This is a genomic window from Aureimonas glaciei, from assembly GCF_014643375.1.
In the GTDB taxonomy this organism is placed as follows: domain Bacteria; phylum Pseudomonadota; class Alphaproteobacteria; order Rhizobiales; family Rhizobiaceae; genus Plantimonas; species Plantimonas glaciei.
Genome location: NZ_BMJJ01000013.1, coordinates 83233 through 104420, shown reverse-complemented (window position 1 = coordinate 104420; position 21188 = coordinate 83233). Strand labels below are relative to the sequence as shown.

The window sequence follows — 21188 nt, the reverse complement described above, 5'->3', positions numbered from 1 at the left end:
AGTGGCGGGCACGCGGCACGGCGGGCTTCACCTCAGACGGACAGCCGGAAGGCGGCGTAGGGCAGAACGTTCGGATCGATCCACCAATGCTGGACCTTGCCCTGCCAGGCGAAACGCTCGCCGCTGACGAGATTTTCCACCTGAACCGTTCCATTGTCAGGAAGCCCCAGCTCCCAGAGCGGAACCTCGAAATGCCCGCCCTGGCCCGCGAACGGGTCAAGTGAGACGATAAAGAGAAGGAAGCTCGACCGGTCCGGCGTCCGCTTGCCGTAACACAAGAGGTTGTCGTTCCAGATGTTGTAGAAGGCGAGATCGCGGAAATTGCGCATCGCCGGTTCACTGCGGCGGATGCGGTTGAAGAAGGCGATGTCGTCGCGGATGTTGCCGGGCGCCTTCCAATCGAAGGCGCGGATCTCGTACTTCTCGGAGTTGAGGTACTCTTCCTTGCCCTGGACGGGGATGTATTCGCACAGTTCGAAACCGGAATAGACGCCATAATTGCCGCCGAGCGTCGCAGCCAGCGCCAGGCGGATCTGGAAGCCGGGGCGCCCGGAGGTCTGCAGGAAGCGCGGATTGATGTCCGGCGTGTTGACGAAAAAGTTCGGCCGCATGTACTCGGCGCATTCTTCCTGCGTCAGCTCGGTCAGATACTCCGTCAGCTCGCCCTTCAGGTTTCGCCAGGTGAAGTAGGAATAGGACTGGTTGTAGCCGACCTTCGCCAGCCGCTTCATCGGCTTCGGCCGGGTGAAGGCCTCAGCGAGGAAGATCGCGCCCGGCTCCGTCCGCCGCACTTCCGCGATCATCCATTCCCAGAAGGGGAAGGGCTTGGTGTGCGGGTTGTCGACGCGGAAGATGCGCACGCCCTTGTCGATCCAGAACAGCACGATGTCGCGCAGCTCGTACCAGAGCGAGGGAATGGCGCCGCGGTAGAAGTGGACGTTGACGATGTCCTCGTACTTCTTCGGCGGGTTCTCGGCGAACTTGATGGAGCCGTCCGGGCGCCAGTCGAACCACTCCGGATGCTGCTTGATCCAGGGATGGTCGGGCGCGCACTGGATGGCGAAATCGATGGCGATCTCCATCCCGTGCTCCTTCGAAGCAGCAACGAGACGGGCGAAATCGTCGAAGTTCCCGAGCTCGGGATGCAGGGCATCGTGCCCGCCTTCGGCCGAGCCGATGGCATAGGGGCTGCCGGGATCGTCCGGGCCGGGCGTCAGCGTGTTGTTCTTGCCCTTGCGGTTGGTCTTCCCGATCGGGTGGATCGGCGGGAAGTAGAGGACGTCGAAGCCCATCTCCTGGATGTCGGGCAACCGCTTGATGACATCGTCGAACGTGCCGTGGCGTGTGGGATCGCCCGACTGCGAACGCGGCATCAGCTCGTACCAGGCGCTGAAGCCGGCCGCCTCGCGGTCGACCCAGACCGGAACGTCGATCGCATAGCGCGTCAGGTTGGTGCGGTCGCCGGTGGAGTCGAGAATGCGGATGGTCTCGGCGTCGTTCAGAAGGGCGTATTGCCCCTCGCCATCGCCCTTGGCCTTCAACCGGTCGAGCTTCTGGACGAGCGCCTTCAGCGCCTTCTGGTCGTCCTTGCCACCCCGTCCGGACGCTAAAGCAGCGTCGAGAAGATTGCGCCCCTCGATCAGCTCCAGCGCGATATCGAGGCCCGCCGTCTTCTTCTTCTCCGCCTCGTAACGCCATGTCGCGGCGAGGTCGCGCCAGGCGATGATCGAGAAGCGATGCGGGCCGGGCGTGGCGAAGGAAATCTCCGCAGCCCAGCGATCGTTGTCGACGAAGACGAGCGGCATCTCGCGCTCGCCGCCACCCACACCGCCATAGACGACGGCGGAGCCGAGCACTTCGTGTCCGTCGCAATAGATGTCGGCCTCGACGATCAGCGGCTCGCCTTCGAGGCGCTTGACGGCAAAGCGCCCGCCGTCGATCTCGGGCGCGACGCCTTCGATGACCACGCGCGAGGCCGCCAGCGCCTGCAGGCGGGCCTCGACGTCGGCGTCCATGGCTCGCGGCACCGCCGTCGCCGGCGTGCGCTTCGATTTACGGGTCGCTTCGATGGCATCAGCCATGGATGAACCTTCCGGGCAGTTTCGGGAAAAGGCAATCGAGCAGCGAAGCTCGCGAGACTCTGCGCTCGGCCGCCTCGGCGATTCCGCCTGGCAGGGGAACCGCGTCGGCGGCAAGAGGTTGCGCCGCAACCGAGGAAAGTTTGTCGCGGCGGGCGGGATCTCAGGCCGTGTGGGCTTTCACCGTCAGGCGCTGCTCGCCCAGATGCGTCCCGCCGAGGGCGATGATGTCGCCCGGCTGCAGCCAGCGCGGCGGCTTCATGCCAGCGCCGACGCCCGCGGGCGTACCGGTGGTGATGACGTCGCCCGGCTGCAGCGCGATGAACTGCGAGATGTAGGAAACGAGCGTGCGGACCGGAAAGATCATCGTCGAGGTCGAGCCGGTCTGCATGCGCCGGCCCGAGACGTCGAGCCAGAGATCGATGGCCTGCACGTCCTCGATCGCGTCCGTCGTCACCAGCCAGGGCCCGAGCGGGCCGAAGGTCGGCGCGCTCTTGCCCTTCATCCACTGTCCGCCGCGCTCCTTTTGCCAGGCGCGCTCGGAGACGTCGTTGCACAGGCAGAAGCCGGCGACATGGTCGAGCGCCTCGGCCTCGGACACATTGTGGGCGGTCTCGCCGATGACGATGGCGATCTCGACCTCCCAGTCGAGCTTGGTCGAGCCCAGCGGGATGATGACGTCGTCATGCGGTCCGACGATCGACGATGTCGCCTTGTTGAACAGCACCGGCTCGCTCGGCAGTTCCGCCCCGGTCTCGGCCGCGTGGTCGGCATAGTTCAGGCCGACAGCGATGAAATTGCCGACCCGCCCGACGCAGGGACCGAGGCGGCGCGACGGATCGGCCTTCGGCAGGCTCTTGGGGTCGAGCGCCCGGATCCGGTCGAGGCCGGCGCGAGACAGATGATCCCCGGCGATGTCGTCGATCTCGCCGGAGAGATCGCGCAGCACGTGATCGGCGTCGATCAATCCGGGCTTCTCGGCCCCCGGCTCGCCAAATCGCACCAGTCTCATCCTCGTCTTCCCTTCTGACTTCTTCTGACTTCTTCGGACCGCGTCCGTATCTTCCGTCACCGGCCGGCGAGGCCAGCCCGAACGGACATAGGCCTCGACGCGGCTTTGTCTGCGGCCGCCGCCAAAATCGCTTCCAGCTTCCGGCGATGTCTTGGCAAAGGATCGGACGTCGCGCCATCAGCGCCCGTTCTCCAATCAAACGTTACTCTTAGCGCTTTTTCAGCATCTCTGCCGGCAAGTCATGCGCAAGGAAATGAAGATACGTCATTGTTGAGCGCGTTGCCCAAGTGATCGATTGCCAATTCCGTCAGCCGATCGACCTGTTGAAATGGTATGCTGTGAAAACTTTACTGAACAGCCAGGCGTCAGACGTTCCCGTGCGGACAGTACCATCGTCCGCGACGGTTTTGCTAAGGGATCATGACCTTGCTGGCGATTCGATGGTCGATGCGAGCGAGTTCTCGCTGCTTCCCGAGATCGAGACCCTCTATCATGCCAAACGGGCGCTGAAGCGCATCTGCGAGTGCAATGCCTTCGCCGGCTTCGCCCTGTTGACGGTCAAGCTCGACCGTTCGGCCTTATCGTTCGAAATGGTGACCTCGAGCTGGACGGAGGATCCCGCCGCCGCGCTGCACCATCTCGTCGAAACCGATCCTCAAGCCAGGACACAGGTTCTGGGGAGCATCGCCCCCTTCCGCCTCGCGACGGACGGCCACGCCACGCATCTCGACGCCGCGGTCTTCCTGCCGCTGTTCTGCGAGCGCGCCCGTGGCACGCTTCTGATCCTGCCGGGCGCAAGGTCCCTGCCGATCGGGGCCTATGGCGACCTGCATCTCTATGCGCTGTACCTGTTCGCCCGGCTCACCAGCCTGCTCCAGCCGCGCGCGACGGTGACGCCGCTGGCGCCGCGCGAGATCGAATGCCTGCGCTGGAGTGCCGCCGGCAAGACCTCCTCGGAGATCGCCGGCATCATCGGCGTCTCGGAGAACACGGTGAACTCCTATCTGAGCTCGGCCGCGCAGAAGATGAATGCGGTCAACCGCGTCCAGACCGTCGCCCACGCCATCCGCCTCGGCCTGCTCGGCTGAGGCGTCCGGGCGCCTACTGCGCCGACTGACGCGCGGCGGACGGCGACGACCGGACGACGTTCTCCGTCGGCGGCGAAATCGAAGGGCTGGCCAGTCCCTGACGCTCATGGACCCGCCGCCCGGCCGCGTAGGTCGCGACCACCGACCGGTCGTCGCCCATCGTCATCAGCACGAACAGCTCCTCCGGCAGCGTCTCCGCCCGTGCCATGCGCCGGCGCAGCGCTGGCGTGGCGCCGGAATCGAGCACCACCATGTCGGCGTCGAAGCCGGAAGCCAGACGCCCGATCCGCTCCTCGAGGCCCAGCGCATGGGCGTTGCCGGCGGTCATCATGTGGAAGGCGTCGTAGGCCGTCAGCGTCTGGCCGTTCATGGCCAGCACCTTGTAGGCCTCGGCTGCCGTCTGCAGCATCGAATAGCTGGTGCCGCCGCCGATGTCGGTGGCGAGGCCGACGCGGATGCCGGCGCCGCGAATGGCGGCAAGGTCGAACAGGCCGGAACCCAGGAAGAGGTTCGAGGTCGGGCAGAAGATCGCCGAGGCGTCCCTGTCGCCCAGAGCCGTCCGCTCCCTTTCGCTGAGATGCAGGCAGTGGCCGAACAGGGCTTTCTCGCGGACGAGGCCGTGGCGCTCGTAGACCTCGGTATAGTCCTTCGACCAGGGAAAGAGTTCGCGCACGAAGGCGATCTCGCCGTGGTTCTCGGAGAGATGCGTCTGGATGTGCAGGTCGGGGTGCTCGGATGCCAGGACGCCCGTCGCGGTCAGCTGCGCCTCGCTCGAGGTCGGCGCGAAGCGCGGCGAGATCGCGTAGGCGAGCCGTCCGCGGCCGTGCCACTTGGCGATCAGCGCCTTAGACTGCGCATAGCCGGTCTCGGCCGTGTCGAGCAGGGCCGGCGGCGCGTTGCGGTCCATCATCACCTTGCCGGCGATCATCCTCAAGTGTCGCCGCTCGGCTTCGGTGAAGAAGGCGTCGACACTTTCGGGATGCGTCGTGCAGTAGACTGCCGCCGTCGTCGTGCCGCAGCGCAGGAGTTCGTCGACGAGAAACACCGCCGCCTCCTGCGCAACGGCCGGGTCGCCGTAACGGCTTTCCTCGGGAAAGGTGTACTTCGCCAGCCATTCCATCAGCTCGGCGCCATAGGAGCCGATCACCTGCGTCTGCGGCATGTGCAGGTGCGGATCGATGAAGCCGGGGAGGATCAGGTGCGGGCGATGATCGCTGACCACGACGTCGCCGCTGAGGCGCTTGAGGATCGGCGCGGCCTCGCCGACCTCGGTGATCACGCCGTTTTCAGCGACGACGATCCCGTCCTCGATAAAGCGGGCGGCCTTGGCGCTGACGGCGGGATCAGCGTCGAACCAGAGCAGCCGGCCGCGCAGGGCGGTCTTGCGCGATGTCAGGTCGGGCAGGGTCATGGACGGTAAACCCCGTCGCCGGACTGGATCCAGGCGGAGAGAAGGCGGCGCTCCTCGGGTTCGAGGCCGGTGATGTTGCCGGGCGGCATCGCATGGCTGCGCACAGCCTGGACGGAGATCAAGGAGGCATTGTGGAGGATGTCGTCCTCGCTCTCGAGAAAGACGTGCTTCGGCGCGTGGAGGAGGCCCGGCCAGAGCGGCTCGCGGGCGTGGCACATGGCGCAGCGCGCCTGGACGATCCCCGCCGCTTCCGCGAAATGCACCGAGGTCGACAGCGCCGCGGCGGGATCGCCCTTCCCTTCGCGAGACACCGCTTCCGCCGGCGCGACGCGCCAGCCCGGCGCGCCGGACAGGGTGATGACCGCGGCAAACAGCACGCCCGCCACACCCCAGCACCACCAGAGTTTTTGGTGCGTCCGGTGCAGGGTGTTGAAGAAGTGCCGGATGACGGCGCCCATCAGCAGCACCAGCCCGGCGATCACCCAGTTCCACTCGGTGGCGAAGGCCAGCGGATAGTGGTTCGACAGCATCAGGAAGACGACCGGCAGGGTCAGGTAGTTGTTGTGCAGCGAGCGCTGCTTGGCCTCGGCGCCGAGATGCGCCGGCGGCGTGCGCCCGGCCTTCAGGTCGGCGACGACGATCCGCTGGTTCGGGATGATCAGGCGGAAGACGTTCGCGGTCATGATCGTCGCGATCATCGCGCCGGTGTGCAGCATGGCCCCGCGGCCGGAAAAGACCTGGGAGAAGAGGTACGAGGCCAGAACCACATAGACGAAGAGCGCGGCCAGAAGCGCCGTGTCGTTTCTCTTCAGCGGCGACTTGCACAGGAGATCGTAGACGACCCAGCCGAGCGCGAGGCCGGCAATGCCGATCGCCGAGGCCCCCCAGACCGGCAGGTCGGCGCGCTCGGGATCGATCAGATAGAGGTCGGCGCCGAGATAATAGACGAGGAACAGGAGGGCCGCGCCCGACAGCCAGGTCGAATAGCTCTCCCATTTGAACCAGGTGAGGTCCTCCGGCATGTCCGGCGGCGCCACCATGTATTTCTGCACGTGGTAGAATCCGCCGCCGTGCACCTGCCACGCCTCCCCGCCGACGCCCGGCGGCAGGGCGCGCGATTTCCGCAGGCCGAGATCGAGCGCGATGAAGTAGAAGGACGAGCCGATCCAGGCCATGGCGGTGACGACATGCACCCATCGGACGGCGAAGGACAGCCATTCGGTCACGTAGGGTGCCATGCGGGTTGCCTTGGTGACGGACGGAAAAGAAGGCGAGATTGCCCGGCAGAGACCGCCGGCCGACCAGATCGGAACGCTCACCCCGACCTAGTCATCCCGGGCTTGACCCGGGACCCATGCCGGAGCGTCATCACTGCCAAACCGGGTCAGGGATGGTCCACACACCCCCACCTTCGGCGGTTTGGCATGGGTCCTCGGGTCAAGCCCGAGGATGACTAGTGGATAAGGGTGAGGGAGACGCCGACGGAGCCGACGTCCCTTCCAAAAACAGCCCTTAAGACTTCACGCCCTCGACATACCAGTCCATCTTCAACAGATCGGCATCCGGAATGACCGTGCCGGCCGGGATCTTTTCGGCGCCGGACTGGTCGTTGATCGGGCCGGTGAAGATCTGGAAGGTGCCGGCCTTGGTCTCGTCGACCATCTTCTGCGCGGCGGCCTTCACGTCCTCGGGCATTTTCGGGTTGAAGGGGCTCATCTCCACGAAGTCCTCCTTCATCCCGCCCCAGACGTCGCCCGGCTTCCAGGTGCCGTCGAGAACGGCCTGGACCGAGGTGACGTAATGCGGGCCCCAGTGGTCGACGATCGCGGTCATGTGGGCGTTCGGCGCGAAGCTCTGCATGTCCCAGGCCTGGCCGAAGGCGATGGCGCCGCGCTGCTCGGCGGCCTGCAGGGGACCCGGCGAATCCGTGTGCTGGGTGATGACGTCGGCGCCCTGGTCCATCAGCGCCTTGGCGGCGTCCGCCTCCTTGGCCGGGTCGTACCAGGAATTCACCCAGACGACCTGGGTCTCGAACTTCGGGTTGATCTTACGCGCTGCGAGCGTGAAGGCGTTGATGCCCATCACCACTTCCGGGATCGGGAAGGAGGCGACGTAGCCGCCCTTGCCGGTCTTCGACATCATCGCCGCGATGGTGCCGAGCACGGCGCGGCCCTCGTGGAAGCGCGAATTGTAGATGCCCATGTTCGGGCCGGTGGTGAAGCCGGTGGCGTGCTCGAACTTCACGTTCGGGAACTGCTTGGCGACCTTGGCGGTCGGCTGCATGAAGCCGAAGGAGGTGGTGAAGATGATGTCGTTGCCGTCCTGCGCCAGCTGGCGGATGACGCGCTCGGCGTCCGGGCCTTCGGCCACGTTCTCGACGAAGCTCGTCTCGACCTTGTCGCCGAGCTTTTCCTCCAGGAACTTGCGGCCCTGGTCATGGGCGAAGGAATAGCCGAAGTCGCCGACCGGGCCGACATAGACGAAGGCGGCCTTGACGGTCTCCTTCTTCTCCTGCGCGAAGGCGAAGCCCGGCAGGCTGGCGAGGACCAGGAGGGATGCGCCTCCGGCGAGCAGTTGGCGGCGGGTCAGGACGGTCATGATGGCACTCCTTGGGACGATGGTGGAGGGGATGGCGGGCCGGATCAGGCGCTCGCCCGGAACGGCTTGCCGAGACAGGCGGGGGCGGCGGTGTTGCCACCGGCTCGGCCGACCGAGATGACGGCGAGGACGACGATGGTGGCAAGGTAGGGAAGGCTGGAGAGGAACTCCGGCGCGAAGGCGGAGAAGCCGGCGGCCTTGGCCTGCAGCTCCAGCGTAATGACAGCGCCGAAGAGATAGGCTCCGAGCGCCAGCCGTCCCGGCCGCCAGGAGGCGAAGACGACGAGGGCGATGGCGATCCAGCCGCGCCCGGCGGTCAGGCGCTCGGCCCACATCGGCGTCAGCACCAGCGAGTAGTAGGCGCCGCCGAGCCCCGCCATGGCTCCGCCGAAGAGCACCGCGAGATAGCGCACCTTGAGGACGGGATAGCCGATCGAATGGGCGGCCCCATCCGATTCGCCAATGGCGCGCAGGATCAGCCCGGCGCGGCTGCGCGACAGGAACCACCAGACCGCGAAGGTCAGGATGAGCGCGATGTAGACCAGCGGCGAATGGCCGAAGACGAGCCGCAGCACGGGATCGGCGGCGAGGCTCGGCGGGAAGACGAGGCCGAGCGTCGGCGTCGTCAGGCCGACGAAAGGCGCACCGGCCAGCGCCGAGATGCCGGTGCCGAAGATGGTGAGGGCGAGGCCCGTCGCCACCTGGTTGGCGGTGAGGCTGAGGGCGAGGACGGCGAAGATCATCGACGCCGCGCCGGCCGCCACCATGGCGGCGAGGCACCCGAGCGCCGGGCTGCCGGTGGTGACGGCCACGGCGAAGCCGCTGACGGCGCCGATCAGCATCATGCCCTCGACGCCGAGATTGAGAACGCCCGACTTTTCCGCCACCAGCTCGCCGAGCGCAGCGATGAGGATCGGCGTCGCCGCGGCGGCGAGCGTCATCAGGATGGAGATCAGGAGCGTCGTCGTCATGGCGCCACCGTGCGGACCGCGGCCACCGGCCGGGCCTCGTCCACCGGCTTTGTGCCGAGCACGAGGCGGTAGCGGACGAGGATGTCGGCCGCGAGGAGGAAGAACAGCATCAGCGACTGGAACACGCCGGCCGCCGCCGCGGGCAGGCCGATGGTCGTCTGCGCACTCTCGCCGCCGACATAGGTCAGCGCCAGGATCAGCGCGGCCAGCAGGATGCCGATCGGGTGCAGCCGGCCGAGAAAGGCGACGATGATCGCGGTATAGCCGTAGCCGGTCGGAAAGCCCGGCACCATCTGCCCGAAAGGCCCGGCGACCTCGATCGCCCCGGCAAGGCCAGCGAAGCCGCCGCCGGCCATCAGCGCCAGCCAGATCGTCCGCTTTTCGCGAAAGCCGCCATAGCGCGCGGCATTCGGCGCGAGGCCGACGACGCGGATCTGGAAGCCCATGACGCTGCGGGCGAGCAGGAACCACACCGTCAGCGCCAACGCGGCGGCGATCGGCACGCCGATGTGGACGAGCGTGCCGGGGATGGCGATCGGCAGCGTCTGCGCCGCGCCGAACAGGATCGTCTGCGGAAAATTGAAGCCCATCGGGTCCTTCCAGGGGCCCCGCATCAGATAGTACAGGAGCTGGATGGCGACGTAGTTCAGCATCAGGCTGGACAGGATCTCGTTGACGCCGAGCTTTGTGCGCAGCAGCGCCGGCACCGCGGCATAGGCCATGCCGCCGAGGATGCCGCAAAGGATCATCGCCGGCAGGATCCAGACGCCGGTCATCTCCGCGGTCAGCAGCGCCACCGCGGTGCCGCCGAGACCGCCCAGCACGTACTGGCCTTCGGCACCGATGTTCCAGACATTGGCGCGAAAGCCGATCGACAGGCCGATGGCGATGATCGCCAGCGGCGCCGCCTTCACCAAAAGGTCCTGCCAGCGATAGGCCGACATCAGCGGTGACAGAAAGATCTCGCGGATGGCGCCGATGCCGTCATAGCCGAGGAGGGTAAAGCCGAGCGCGCCGACGACGATGGTCGCCAGCACCGCGATCACCGGCGCGGCAAAGACCATCGCCCGGCTGGGGGCGAGGCGCGGTACCAGCCTAGGCGCCATGCACGGCTCCGACGATCTCGGCGGACAGCGGCGGCGGCGGCAGGTTCGCGCCGTGAACGCCGCCCATCAGGAGGCCCAGCGTCTCGATCGACACGCCCTTCACGTCCATGACCGGCGACAGGCGTCCCTCGTTGATCACCGCGATGCGGTCGCAGAGATCCAGGAGCTCGTCGAGATCCTGGCTGACCACGAGGATCGCCGCCCCCTTGGCGGCGAGATCCAGCATCGCCTGGCGGATGAAGCCGGCCGCGCCCGCATCGACGCCCCAGGTCGGCTGCGACACGACGAGGACGGCCGGATCCTGCATGATCTCGCGGCCCATGATGAATTTCTGCAGATTGCCGCCGGAAAGGCTGGAGGCAAACGCCCTCGGGCCGGTCGAGCGCACCGAGAAGGCGCCGATGACGTCGGCCGCATAGGCGCGGGCCGCGAAGGGCCGGAGGAAGCCGCCCACAGCGAGCCGCTTGCGGCCGCGGGCCGAGAGCACGGCATTGTCCGAGAGGTTCATGCCGGGAACGGCGGCGTGGCCGTTGCGCTCTTCGGGAACGGCGGCGAGACCCCGGCGCCGGCGGCCGTCGACGCTGAGGCCGTTGATCTCGGCCCCGTCGAGCGTGATCCGCCCGGTGCCGGGAATCTCGCCGGAGAGCGCGGCGATCAGCTCGTTCTGGCCATTGCCGGCGACGCCGGCAATGCCGAAAATTTCGCCAGCCCGCACGGTGAAGCCGATCTCCTTCAGGCTGGTGCCGAAGGGCGGCTCGCCCGGCGCCGAGAGGTTTTCCACCACCAGCCGGTCTGCGCCGGCGCCGCCGCCATTCTTGTGCGACAGATCCTTCAACGTGCCGCCGATCATCATCTCGGCCATCGACCGCGCCGTTTCCTGGCGCGGGTCGCAGGTCGCCACGACCTTGCCGAAGCGCAGGATCGTGGCGCTCTCGCACAGCGCCTTGATCTCGGAAAGCTTGTGCGAAATGTACAGGATGGAGCAGCCCTCGGCGGCGAGCTTGCGCAGGATCTGGAACAGCTTTTCCACTTCCTGCGGCGTCAGCACCGAGGTCGGCTCGTCCATGATCAGCAGCTTCGGCTTGGTCAACAGCGCCCGGACGATCTCGATGCGCTGGCGCTCGCCGACCGAGAGCGTGTGGACATAGCGGTGCGGGTCGAGCGTGAGGTCGTAGGTCGCCAGCAGCGCCCGCACCTCGCCTTCCAGCGCCTTGCGCGGCGGAGGATTGTCGAGGCCGAGCGCGATGTTCTCCAGCACGGTCATCGCCTCGAACAGCGAGAAATGCTGGAACACCATGCCGATGCCGAGCTTTCGCGCCTCGCGGGGGCTGGCGATCGAGACCGGCTGGCCGTCCCAGAGCACGGTGCCCTCGTCGGCCTTCTGGACGCCGTAGATGATCTTGACGAGGGTCGACTTGCCCGCGCCGTTTTCGCCGAGCAGCGCATGGATCTCGCCGGCGCCGACCGAAAACGAGACGTCCTCGTTGGCGGTGACGCCCGGAAATCGCTTGGTGATGCGGGATAGCTCAAGACGCGCGGGCATGGCGTCCTTTCGGCTGGACGGAGGCGATAAGCTCACTATTGCACTGCGATGTGCCTGTCGCCAAGGCAATGGACATTTTTTCCTCAGCCTTCCCCAGTAGGGTTACGACGAGTTCTGCCGCCGTCATCGCCGCGATCACTTCCGGCCGCTTGTCGCGCACCGCCGACCCGCCGATCGGCAGGACGAGCCGATCGATCAGCGCCTCGGTGCCGGCCTCGCGCAGATGCCGGCGAAATTTCTCGCGCTTGGTCGCCGAGCCGATCATGCCGACATAGGCGGCGTCCCCTCGCCCCAGCGCCTGCGCGGCGATGAGGAAGTCGAGCGCGTGGTCGTGCGTCATCACCAGGAAGGCCGTGCCCGGCTGCGCCGCGGCGACGGCCGCCTCGGGCAGCGCCAGAGCGCGGGCGTCGACACCCTCCGGCAGGGCCGCGAGCGCGTCCGGGCGGGTGTCGACGACGCCGACGTCGAGCGGCAGCAGCGCCAGCGCCCGGGCCAGCGCCTGACCGGTATGGCCGGCGCCGAAGATCAGCACGGCCGGGCGCGCCGCGGCAAGGCAGCGATCGCGCGCCTCTTCAGCCGCGATCAGCGCGGCATCGACCGCGGCAAGCGCCAGCGTCACATGCCCGCCGCAGCACTGACCGATCCGCGGCCCCAGCGGCACGGCGAGCGTAGCCTCGCTCTCGCCCGCCGCGATCATCGCCCGCGCCCGCTCGATCCCCAGAAGCTCCAGCGCCCCGCCGCCGACGGTGCCGGTCGTCCTGTCGCGGGTGACGATCATGGTTGCGCCCGCCTCCCGCGGCGTCGAGCCGAGGGCGGTTTCGACGCGCACGAGGATGGCGGGCTCGCCCGAGGCGAGGAGGGTGTGGAACTGGGCCGTGAGGTCGGTCATCGCACGGGTCCGGTCGACGGTGGGCGCAAGGCCGACGCTGCTTTCCTCTCCCCGACGGGGAGAGGGTCGCGGCAGCGGGGAGAGGGGACGCCGCAGGCGTACACACATTCCGAAGACAGCAGCTGTCGTATCAGGGTTGCGACAGCCCATTGGGCGAACAGAGCCAATCCAGCTCGACAGACGTCGGCCGGCTGGCGCCGCCCCTCTTCCCGCTGCCGCGACCTTCTCCCCGGAGGGGAGAAGAAGCGAGCGTCGCCGTGGGCGGCCGTTCTCACCCGCCCCTCCGCACGGCGTCCACGGCGGCGAGAATCCGCTCTGGTGTCGCCGGGGCGTCGAGATCGGGAAACGCCCGGCCGTCTCCTGCCGCGCACACCGCATCCGTCAGCGCCGAAAACACCGAGATCGCCAGCATGAAGGGCGGCTCGCCCACCGCCTTGGAGCGGTAGATGGTTTCGGCACGGTTCTCGCCCTTGGCCCAGAGGGAGACGCGAAAATCGTCGGGGCGGTCGTTGGCGGTCGGAATCTTGTAAGTGGACGGGGCGTGCGTGCGGAGCCGGCCGGCCTTGTCCCACCAGAGCTCCTCGGTGGTCAGCCAGCCCATGCCCTGGACGAAGCCGCCCTCGATCTGGCCGAGATCCAGCGCCGGGTTCAGCGATTTCCCGACATCGTGCAGGATGTCGGCGCGCAAGAGCCGGTTTTCCCCGGTCAACGTGTCGATCACGACTTCCGAGCACGCCGCGCCATAGGCGAAATAGTAGAAGGGCGTGCCGGTGGCGCTCTCCCGGTCGTAGGCAATGCCGGGCGTGGCATAGAAGCCGGTCGAGGACAGCGACACGCGGGCGAGATAGGCCTCCGCGACGAGGTCGGAAAAGCGCTTTTCTTGCGTGCCGATCCGCACCCGGTTCGGCAGGAAGATGATGCACTCCGGAGGCACGTCATATTGGCCGGCGGCATAGGCGATCAGCCGTTTCTTGATCGTGCGCGCCGCGGCCTGCGCGGCCATGCCGTTGAGGTCGGAGCCCGACGAGGCGGCGGTGGCCGAGGTGTTTGGCACCTTGCCGGTCGTCGTGGCGGTGATCTTCACCTGTCCGACGTCGATCTGGAATTCCTCCGCCACGACCTGCGCCACCTTGGTGAACAGGCCCTGCCCCATCTCGGTGCCGCCGTGGTTCAGGTGCACCGAGCCGTCCTTGTAGACATGCACGAGCGCGCCGGCCTGGTTGAGATGGCTGGTGGTGAAGGAAATGCCGAATTTCACCGGCGTCAGCGCCAGCCCCTTCTTCAGCACCGGGTTGGCCGCGTTGAAGGCCTTCACCGCTTCGCGCCGGGCGCGGTAGTCGCTGGAGGCTTCGAGCTCGTCCACGATCTCGCCGATGACCGAGTCCGTCACCGCCATGTGGTAGGGCGTCAGCGCCGCGCCATCGGCCGGGTAGAAATTGCGCTTCCGGACGTCGAGCGGGTCCATGCTGAGATCGAAGGCGATGCGGTCGAGCGCGCGCTCGATGCCGACCATGCCCTGCGGCCCGCCGAACCCACGAAACGCGGTGTTGGAGACCGTGTGTGTCTTCAGCCGGCGCGAATGGATGCGCGCCGCCGGCAGGGCATAAGCATTGTCGGCATGGAACATCGCCCGGTCTGCAATGGCGCCTGACAGGTCCTTGGAATAGCCGCAGCGGATGAAGTGTTCGGCGTCCATCGCCGCGATCTTCCCGTCCTCGGCATAGCCGACGGCGTAGCGGATCCGTGCCTCGTGCCGCTTGCCGGTCATCTCCATGTCGTCGTCGCGGTCGAGGCGGCATTTCGCCGGCCGGCCGGTCTTCTGCGCCACCAGCGCGGCCACCGCGGCGAACAGCGCCGGCTGGCTTTCCTTGCCGCCGAAACCGCCGCCCATGCGCCGGACTTCCACCGTCACCGCATGGTCGGCAAGCCCCAAGGCCTTGGCGACATTGTGCTGGACTTCGGAAGGATGCTGGGTCGAGGAGCGCACCAGCATGTCGCCGTCCTCGCCGGGGATCGCCACGGCGATCTGGCCCTCGAGGTAGAAGTGGTCCTGGCCGCCGAGATCGAGCGTGCCGGCAAGGCGCCGCGGCGCTGCCGCCAGAGCGGCCTCGACGTCGCCGAGCCGCATTTCGTGCGGCGGCAGAAGATCGGCGCCCGCTTCGTCGGCCAGTTTCTCGGCGGCGTCGATCGAGATCGCCGCCGGACGATCCTCGTAGCCGATCACCGCCAGCTTTGCCGCCGCCCTCGCCGTGCCCAGCGTTTCGGCCGCGACGGCGAAGATCGATTGGCCGACATACTCGACGGTATCTTCGGCGAAGATCGGATCGTCGCCGAAGACCGGGGAATAGTCGTTAATCCCGGGAATGTCGGCCGCCGACAGCACCGCGACGACGCCCTCGGCGGTGCGGACGGCGGCAAGATCCATGCCGGTGATCCGCGCATGCGCCCGGGTCGACATGGCGATGTAGACCCGCAGCGTGCCTGGCAGCTCGGGGTCGTCGTCGATGTAGCGAGCCGCGCCCGAGACATGCTTCGCCGCGCTGTCATGGGCGAGCGCCACGGCGACGCCGCCGGTGATCGCCGCCTGCGCCGGCGGGGCCGTCTCGGCCAAGGCCTCGGGCGAGACCGTGCCGGCCATGCCGCGGTCCTGCACCCGGCTCTCGCCGTCGGGATGATCCATCGCCGCCGTCACGCGACGTCCAGCACGCGCGTCGCGGTGCCACCTTCATGCTCCAGGCGGAAGCGCGTCAGGAGGTTCCGCGCCACGGTCAGGCGATAGGCGGATGAGGCGCGCATGTCGTCCAGCGGCTGGAAATCCTCGGCCAGAGCGGCCGCGGCGAGGGCAATCGCTTCGGCATCGAAGGCCCGGCCGACGAGCGCCGCCTCGGCGCCGAGCGCGCGCTTCGGTGTCGCCGCCATGCCGCCGAAGGCCAGGCGCGCGTCGATGATCGTGTCACCCTCGAAGGTCAGCCGCAGCGCCGCCAGCACGGCGGAAATGTCGGAATCGAAGCGCTTGGAGATCTTGTGGCAGAAGAAGCGCTGGTGGGCGAAGAGCCCCGGCACTTCCACCGCCGTGACGAACTCGCCCGGCGCCCGGTCCTGCCGGCCATAGGCGAGGAAGAAATCCTCCAGCGCCAGGTTGCGCGCCTCGTCGCCCTGGCGCAGGTGCAGCCGTGCGCCGAGCGCGATGAAGGCCGGCGGCCAGTCGCCGATCGGCGAGCCGTTGGCGATGTTGCCGCCGACCGTGCCGGCATTGCGGATCTGCGCCCCAGCAAAGCGCCGGACGAGTTCGCCGAGCGCCGGATGCAGCGCCGCGAGCTTTTTCTGCGCGTCGCGGTGCGTCACCGCCGCGCCGATGAACAGGCTGCCGCCGGCCTCCTCGATCATCCGGAGATCGGCGACGCGCGAGACGTCGATCATCACGGGCAGGTCGCGGTGCTGTTTCGTCACCCACAGGCCGACATCCGTCGCCCCCGCGACCATCACGGCTTCGGGGTGCGCCGCATAGGCGTCGGCGAGATCGTCGACATCGCCCGGCGACAGCCAGAGACCGCCCGCGCCCGCATAGCGAAACACACCCTCCCCGCGCAGGGCCTGGAGGTGCTGCGCCACCGCGGCGTCGGCCTTTGCCGTGTCCGGCAGCGGCGTCGCGGCGAGGCGCAGGCCGGCCTCGACGATCGGACCGTAGCCGGTGCAGCGGCAGAGATTGCCGGAGATGGCGTCCTTGACCTTCTGCCGGTCCGAGATCGCGCCGTTCAGCCAGCCGGCATAGAGCTGCATGACGAAGCCCGGCGTGCAGAAGCCGCATTGGCTGGCATGGGTCTCGACCATGGCGGTCTGGATCGCATGCGGCCCATCGCGGCCGAGATGCTCGACGGTCTCGATCGCCCGCCCGTGCAGCGAGGGCACGAACTGGATGCAGGCATTGACGGCGCGGCGGCGCAGGCCGTTCTGCCCGTCCGGCTCGAGCATCAGGACGGTGCAGGCGCCGCAATCGCCCTCGGCGCAGCCTTCCTTCGTGCCGGTCAGCCGCTCCGTCTGGCGCAGGTGATTCAGCACCGTCGTCGTCGGCTTCACGCCGGAAATCTCGCGCTCTTCCCCATTGAGAATGTAGCGGATCGGCGTGGCGGAATCGAAGCGCATGGCTCAGCTGCCCCGATAGGTCGAATAGCCGTAGGGCGAGAGCAGGAGCGGCACGTGGTAGTGCCGCCGCGCGGTCGCGCTGAAGCGCACGGCGATGTCGTCGAAGAAGGGCGCGGCGCCCCCGGCGGGCATGGTCGCCGCGAGATAAGGGCCGGCGGCGAAGACGATCTCGTACCGGCCGGGCACGAAGGCCTCGCCGGCGAGAAGCGGCGAATCGCAGCGGCCGTCGGCGTTCGTCTCCGCCGTGACGAGCGGCGTCCTCTGGCCGTCCAAGTCGATGGCAAACAAGGTCACCGCCAGGCCCGCGGCGGGCTGGCCGAGGCTGGTGTCGAGGACATGCGTCGTCAGCCGTCCCTCCTCGTTTTGCGACATGCAGCGACCTTCGTTTTTGACCATCTGGTAAAGCCAGTGTGCAACGGGCCAGGCGGCGGCGTCCAGAGCCAAAGCTTGGTGCTCACTATGGCCGTTGTCGGAGGTAAGGAAATATCTTACCTCTTCTCATCGAAACTCTGCGAAGAGGAGTTCCGTGATGATCACGAGCAGGCTCAGTTCCAAGTCCCAAACCACCATCCCCCAGCCCGTGCGCAAGGCGCTCAATCTCAAGGAAGGGGATGAACTGGTTTATGTCATCGAGGGCGATCGCGTGGTGATGATGCGTGCTGACGGCGATATCTTCAGCAACCCTTTTGCGACGTTCACCGAGTGGGACAGCGAAGAGGACGAGAAGGGCTACGCCAATCTTTAGGCGCGGCGATATCGTGAGGGTGCCCTTTCCGTTCGTGGAAACCAATCGAACCAGAAACCGGCCCGGGCTCGTCGTTTCGAACGGTACCACGTCCAGCCGGTTCGGCCTGTTGTGGGTCGTCATGATAACCGGCGCGGGACATGAACCCTGGCCGGAAGACGTGGATGTGGGCCCCTCCCATGCCGATTTCGGCCTTGCCATTCCATCCCGCATCCGGGTTGCCAAGATCGCCGCCATCAGTGCGAGCCAAGCTTCGCTCGTCGGTCAGATCGACAAGACTATCCTAGACGCCGTGATGAAGCGGGTCCGTGCCATCGTTGGGCTCGATTGAGCCTGATCGTCCTCCAATTGAGATCGTTCGCAGACATGGCCCCCTCCTATCCCCGAGACATGCGCGGCTACGGCCGCACGCCACCCAATCCGCGCTGGCCGGGGGGCGCGAAGATCGCCGTGCAGTTCGTCGTCAATTACGAGGAGGGCGGCGAGAACGCCGTGATCCACGGAGACGCGGCCTCGGAAGCGTTTCTGTCGGAGATCGTCGGCGCCACGCCCTGGGTCGGGCAGCGCCACATGAACATGGAATCCATCTACGAATACGGCGCCCGCGCCGGCTTCTGGCGGCTGTGGCGGATGTTTACGGAGAGGGCGATGCCGGTCACCGTCTACGGCGTCGCGACCGCGCTGGAGCGCAGCCCGGAGCAAGTCGCCGCCATGCTGGAGGCGGATTGGGAGATCGCTTCGCACGGGCTGAAATGGATCGACTACCGCGACTATTCCGATGAGGACGAGCGCGCCCACATGCGCGAGGCGATCGAGATCCACACGGCGGTGACGGGGTCGCGCCCGACCGGCTGGTACACCGGCCGCTCCTCCCTCCACAGCCTGAACCTTGCCGCCGAGGAAGGCGGCTTTCTCTACGCCTCCGACGCCTATGCCGACGACTTGCCCTATTGGCAGGAAACGCCGTCCGGCCCCCTCCTCGTCCTGCCCTATACGCTCGACACCAACGACATGCGCTTCGCCACGCCCCAGGGCTTCAACTCGGGCGACCAGTTCTTCGCCTATCTCAAGGATTCCTTCGACGTGCTCTATGCCGAAGGCGAGGCCGGCGCGGCAAAAATGCTGAACATCGGCCTGCACTGCCGGCTCGTCGGCCGCCCCGGCCGCGCCGCCGCGCTCGCGCGCTTCCTCGATTATGTCGGCTCGAAGCCCGATGTCTGGATCGCCAAGCGCATCGACATCGCCCGCCACTGGCGCGAGCATTTCCCGTACGCACCGGGCCTGCAGCCCAGCCGGATGGACCGCGACGCCTTCGTCGAGACGTTCGGCGGCGTCTTCGAGCATTCGCCCTTCATCTCCGAGCGCGCCTACGACCGCGGCCTGGCCGCCGCGCACGACAGCGCGCCGGGCCTTGCCGGCGCGATGACGACCGCCTTCCGCCGGGCGAGCGATGACGAGCGCCTCGGCATCCTGCGCGCTCATCCGGACCTGGCCGGGCGCCTCGCGCTGGCCGGCGAACTGACCGCGCAGTCCCAGGGCGAGCAGGCCTCGGCAGGGCTCGATCGCCTAACGCCGGCCGAACTCGCCCGCTTCGAGTACCTCAACTCCCGCTATGTCCAGCGCTTCGGCTTCCCCTTCATCATCGCCGTGAAGGGCAAGACGAAGGAGGACATCCTCGCCGCCTTCGACGCGCGCCTCCCCAACGATCCCGAGACGGAGCGCGCGACCGCAGCGCGCGAGGTCGAGCGGATCGCCACCCTTCGCATCCACAGCATCTTCGGAGACACAGCATGAGCGACCGCTTCATCACCGCCGCGCCGGCCCCCGAGGCCGAGGCGCTTTTGAAGCGCTGCATCGACCTCGCCCATCCCCGCCTCGGCACCACGGTGACCTTCGCTACCGACGATTTCTTCGCCGACAAGAGCCGGCTGATCGCTCCCGAGGCACCGGTCTTCTATCCCGACCGCTTCGACGACAACGGCAAGTGGATGGACGGCTGGGAGTCGCGGAGGAAGCGCGTTGCCGGCCACGATTTTTGCGTCGTGAAGCTCGGCCAGCGCGGCCGGATCCACGCCGTCGATATCGACACTGCCTTCTTCACCGGCAATTTTCCGCCCGAGGCCATGCTGGAAGCCGCTGATACGCAGGGCGAGCCCGGCGAGGGCGACTGGACCGTGCTCGTCGAGCGGCGGGCGCTGAAGGGCGACAGCCATCATGTGATCGAGACCGCGTCCGACCGCCCCTGGAGCTGGCTGCGCCTGCACATCTATCCCGATGGCGGCGTCGCGCGGCTGCGCGTCTACGGCACGGTGGAGAAGGACTGGTCGACGGTGTCGCCGGACGAGATTGTCAATCTCGTGGCGCTGGAGAATGGCGGCACGGCCATCGCCTGGAACGACGCGCATTACGGCGCCCCGGCCAACATGCTGGCGCCCGGCCGCGCACCCGTAATGAGCGACGGCTGGGAGACCGCGCGCCGCCGCCGGCCGGGCAATGACTGGTGCGTGCTGAAGCTCGGCCATGCCGGCACGATCGAGCGCATCCATGTCGACACCCGCCATTTCAAGGGCAATTTTCCTGACCGATTCTCGCTGAAGGCCATCCGCCTCGACGCTGATCCCGCGACCGACGCGATCGAGGCGGCGAGCGCCGCCTGGCCGCTGCTGCTCGGCGAGACGAAGCTCGCCGCCGACGCCATCGCCGAGTTCACGCCGGCGGCGGCGGCGGGGCCCGCCACCCATGTGCGCCTCGACATCTATCCCGATGGCGGCATTTCGCGCCTGCGCCTGTTCGGCAAGAAGGCCTGAGCGTGGCGGATCGTGCGCCAGCGGCCGGCGACAAGGATCGTATCCTCGTCGCCGAGCCGCTGACCCTCCTCGGCTTCGAGCCTTTCGGCCAGGTCATCGAGCCGGACAATGCGGAGTCGATCCGGCTGATCAATGGCGGTACGACGACGCGTTTCCACGACCTCGCCGCCGTCGATGTCGCCGCCGAAGGCGGACGGCCGCTGATCAACATCTTCCGTGGAAAACCCTCTGCGCTGCCGGTGACGATCGCGATGATGGAGCGCCACCCGCTCGGCAGCCAAGCCTTCGTGCCGCTGCACGACCGCCCCTTCCTGGTCGTCGTCGCCCCCGACGAAAACGGCCGCCCCGGCCCTCCCCGCGCCTTCGTCGCGCGAGGCGGCCAGGGCGTGAACTACGGCCGCAACGTCTGGCACCACCCGCTGATCGCGCTCGGCGACATGAGCGACTTTCTCGTCGTCGACCGTGGCGGCGAGGGGGCGAATCTGGAGGAAGCGGCGTATCCGGAGAGCTTCGTCATCGAAACGGTGTAGGTTGTTGGCTTAAGCCGTAGATGGGGCGCCCGAAGGTGACGCGCAGCGGCGACGCTGCTTTCTTCTCCCCTTTGGGGAGAAGGTCGCGGCAGCGGGAAGAGGGCGGCGCTACCATATCCGGCACCGTGCGGATTGTCCGCCCGCCGTCGGCGCCCCCCTCATCGGCCTGCCGGCCACTTCTCCCCGGAGGGGCGAAGAACAAGCTTTGCCGCGCCGCTCCATCCGTCTCCACCGATGCCGGTGAGCGGCATCAACCCGGTGGCTGCG

18 protein-coding genes are annotated in these 21188 nt (G+C 67.5%); 6 read left to right on the top strand and 12 right to left on the bottom strand.

The window, feature by feature from the left end:
* Positions 1 to 32: 32 nt before the first annotated feature.
* Positions 33 to 2081, bottom strand: coding sequence for an alpha-1,4-glucan--maltose-1-phosphate maltosyltransferase (locus IEX88_RS22185; RefSeq protein ID WP_244640432.1), 2049 nt, complete (start codon positions 2079 to 2081; stop codon positions 33 to 35).
* 160 nt (positions 2082 to 2241) lie between these two features.
* Positions 2242 to 3090, bottom strand: a complete 849-nt coding sequence (locus IEX88_RS22180) for a fumarylacetoacetate hydrolase family protein (RefSeq protein WP_188854669.1) — start codon at positions 3088 to 3090, stop codon at positions 2242 to 2244.
* 440 nt (positions 3091 to 3530) lie between these two features.
* Between IEX88_RS22180 and IEX88_RS22175 the strand changes: the two genes are divergently transcribed.
* On the top strand, positions 3531 to 4178 hold the full coding sequence (locus tag IEX88_RS22175; protein ID WP_188854668.1) for a helix-turn-helix transcriptional regulator: 648 nt from the start codon (positions 3531 to 3533) through the stop codon (positions 4176 to 4178).
* Positions 4179 to 4191: 13 nt separating this feature from the next.
* On the opposite strand, the gene guaD is transcribed toward IEX88_RS22175, so the two are convergent.
* The 10 genes from guaD to uraH form a co-directional block, all read right to left on the bottom strand.
* Positions 4192 to 5589 (bottom strand): guanine deaminase, encoded by a 1398-nt coding sequence (guaD, locus tag IEX88_RS22170; protein ID WP_188854667.1) that lies wholly within the window; start codon positions 5587 to 5589, stop codon positions 4192 to 4194.
* Positions 5586 to 6827 carry a urate hydroxylase PuuD gene (locus IEX88_RS22165; RefSeq protein WP_188854666.1) on the bottom strand — a complete coding sequence of 414 codons (1242 nt, stop codon included), beginning with the start codon at positions 6825 to 6827 and terminating at the stop codon, positions 5586 to 5588. Before IEX88_RS22165 ends, guaD begins: the two co-directional genes overlap by 4 nt.
* A 274-nt stretch (positions 6828 to 7101) precedes the next feature.
* Positions 7102 to 8187, bottom strand: coding sequence for a BMP family ABC transporter substrate-binding protein (locus IEX88_RS22160; RefSeq protein WP_188854665.1), 1086 nt, complete (start codon positions 8185 to 8187; stop codon positions 7102 to 7104).
* Between the two features lie 44 nt (positions 8188 to 8231).
* Complete coding sequence (locus IEX88_RS22155) at positions 8232 to 9158, bottom strand: ABC transporter permease (RefSeq protein WP_188854664.1); 927 nt, start codon at positions 9156 to 9158, stop codon at positions 8232 to 8234.
* A complete protein-coding gene (locus IEX88_RS22150; RefSeq protein ID WP_188854663.1) occupies positions 9155 to 10264 on the bottom strand; it encodes an ABC transporter permease in 1110 nt (369 codons plus the stop codon). Before IEX88_RS22150 ends, IEX88_RS22155 begins: the two co-directional genes overlap by 4 nt.
* Complete coding sequence (locus tag IEX88_RS22145; RefSeq protein WP_188854662.1) at positions 10254 to 11807, bottom strand: ABC transporter ATP-binding protein; 1554 nt, start codon at positions 11805 to 11807, stop codon at positions 10254 to 10256. The genes IEX88_RS22150 and IEX88_RS22145 overlap by 11 nt, the downstream gene beginning before the upstream one ends.
* Positions 11791 to 12696: a xanthine dehydrogenase accessory protein XdhC gene (gene xdhC, locus IEX88_RS22140; RefSeq protein WP_188854661.1), complete on the bottom strand. Its 906-nt coding sequence runs from the start codon at positions 12694 to 12696 to the stop codon at positions 11791 to 11793. Before xdhC ends, IEX88_RS22145 begins: the two co-directional genes overlap by 17 nt.
* A gap of 271 nt (positions 12697 to 12967) precedes the next feature.
* Complete coding sequence (gene xdhB / locus IEX88_RS22135) at positions 12968 to 15334, bottom strand: xanthine dehydrogenase molybdopterin binding subunit (protein WP_244640436.1); 2367 nt, start codon at positions 15332 to 15334, stop codon at positions 12968 to 12970.
* Between the two features lie 50 nt (positions 15335 to 15384).
* Positions 15385 to 16839 (bottom strand): xanthine dehydrogenase small subunit, encoded by a 1455-nt coding sequence (xdhA, locus tag IEX88_RS22130; protein WP_188854660.1) that lies wholly within the window; start codon positions 16837 to 16839, stop codon positions 15385 to 15387.
* A gap of 3 nt (positions 16840 to 16842) precedes the next feature.
* Entirely contained in the window at positions 16843 to 17211 is a 369-nt protein-coding gene (gene uraH, locus IEX88_RS22125; protein WP_188854659.1) for a hydroxyisourate hydrolase, read from the bottom strand.
* A gap of 157 nt (positions 17212 to 17368) precedes the next feature.
* Between uraH and IEX88_RS22120 the strand changes: the two genes are divergently transcribed.
* The 5 genes from IEX88_RS22120 to IEX88_RS22100 are packed head-to-tail and all read left to right on the top strand — an operon-like array spanning position 17369 to position 20921.
* Positions 17369 to 17584 carry an AbrB/MazE/SpoVT family DNA-binding domain-containing protein gene (locus IEX88_RS22120; protein ID WP_188854658.1) on the top strand — a complete coding sequence of 72 codons (216 nt, stop codon included), beginning with the start codon at positions 17369 to 17371 and terminating at the stop codon, positions 17582 to 17584.
* Positions 17496 to 17915 (top strand): type II toxin-antitoxin system PemK/MazF family toxin, encoded by a 420-nt coding sequence (locus IEX88_RS22115; RefSeq protein WP_274604634.1) that lies wholly within the window; start codon positions 17496 to 17498, stop codon positions 17913 to 17915. Before IEX88_RS22120 ends, IEX88_RS22115 begins: the two co-directional genes overlap by 89 nt.
* Positions 17916 to 17950: 35 nt before the next feature.
* A complete protein-coding gene (gene puuE / locus IEX88_RS22110; protein WP_188854656.1) occupies positions 17951 to 19378 on the top strand; it encodes an allantoinase PuuE in 1428 nt (475 codons plus the stop codon).
* The gene (gene alc / locus IEX88_RS22105) at positions 19375 to 20391 is read left to right on the top strand and encodes an allantoicase (RefSeq protein WP_188854655.1); all 1017 of its coding nucleotides are present in this window, start codon (positions 19375 to 19377) and stop codon (positions 20389 to 20391) included. Before puuE ends, alc begins: the two co-directional genes overlap by 4 nt.
* Positions 20392 to 20393: 2 nt before the next feature.
* Positions 20394 to 20921 carry an ureidoglycolate lyase gene (locus IEX88_RS22100; RefSeq protein WP_244640431.1) on the top strand — a complete coding sequence of 176 codons (528 nt, stop codon included), beginning with the start codon at positions 20394 to 20396 and terminating at the stop codon, positions 20919 to 20921.
* Positions 20922 to 21188 lie beyond the last annotated feature (267 nt).

Excerpts from the sequence above, each read along its gene's own strand:
- IEX88_RS22180 (WP_188854669.1), bottom strand. The coding sequence starts at position 3,090 with ATGAGACTGGTGCGATTTGGCGAGCCGGGGGCCGAGAAGCCCGGATTG.
- alc (WP_188854655.1), top strand. The coding sequence starts at position 19,375 with ATGAGCGACCGCTTCATCACCGCCGCGCCGGCCCCCGAGGCCGAGGCG.
- IEX88_RS22150 (WP_188854663.1), bottom strand. The coding sequence starts at position 10,264 with ATGGCGCCTAGGCTGGTACCGCGCCTCGCCCCCAGCCGGGCGATGGTC.
- IEX88_RS22160 (WP_188854665.1), bottom strand. The coding sequence starts at position 8,187 with ATGACCGTCCTGACCCGCCGCCAACTGCTCGCCGGAGGCGCATCCCTC.
- uraH (WP_188854659.1), bottom strand. The coding sequence starts at position 17,211 with ATGTCGCAAAACGAGGAGGGACGGCTGACGACGCATGTCCTCGACACC.
- IEX88_RS22120 (WP_188854658.1), top strand. The coding sequence starts at position 17,369 with ATGATCACGAGCAGGCTCAGTTCCAAGTCCCAAACCACCATCCCCCAG.
- IEX88_RS22185 (WP_244640432.1), bottom strand. The coding sequence starts at position 2,081 with ATGGCTGATGCCATCGAAGCGACCCGTAAATCGAAGCGCACGCCGGCG.
- IEX88_RS22175 (WP_188854668.1), top strand. The coding sequence starts at position 3,531 with ATGGTCGATGCGAGCGAGTTCTCGCTGCTTCCCGAGATCGAGACCCTC.
- xdhA (WP_188854660.1), bottom strand. The coding sequence starts at position 16,839 with ATGCGCTTCGATTCCGCCACGCCGATCCGCTACATTCTCAATGGGGAA.
- IEX88_RS22155 (WP_188854664.1), bottom strand. The coding sequence starts at position 9,158 with ATGACGACGACGCTCCTGATCTCCATCCTGATGACGCTCGCCGCCGCG.
- xdhC (WP_188854661.1), bottom strand. The coding sequence starts at position 12,696 with ATGACCGACCTCACGGCCCAGTTCCACACCCTCCTCGCCTCGGGCGAG.
- puuE (WP_188854656.1), top strand. The coding sequence starts at position 17,951 with ATGGCCCCCTCCTATCCCCGAGACATGCGCGGCTACGGCCGCACGCCA.
- IEX88_RS22165 (WP_188854666.1), bottom strand. The coding sequence starts at position 6,827 with ATGGCACCCTACGTGACCGAATGGCTGTCCTTCGCCGTCCGATGGGTG.
- IEX88_RS22145 (WP_188854662.1), bottom strand. The coding sequence starts at position 11,807 with ATGCCCGCGCGTCTTGAGCTATCCCGCATCACCAAGCGATTTCCGGGC.
- guaD (WP_188854667.1), bottom strand. The coding sequence starts at position 5,589 with ATGACCCTGCCCGACCTGACATCGCGCAAGACCGCCCTGCGCGGCCGG.
- xdhB (WP_244640436.1), bottom strand. The coding sequence starts at position 15,334 with ATGGCCGGCACGGTCTCGCCCGAGGCCTTGGCCGAGACGGCCCCGCCG.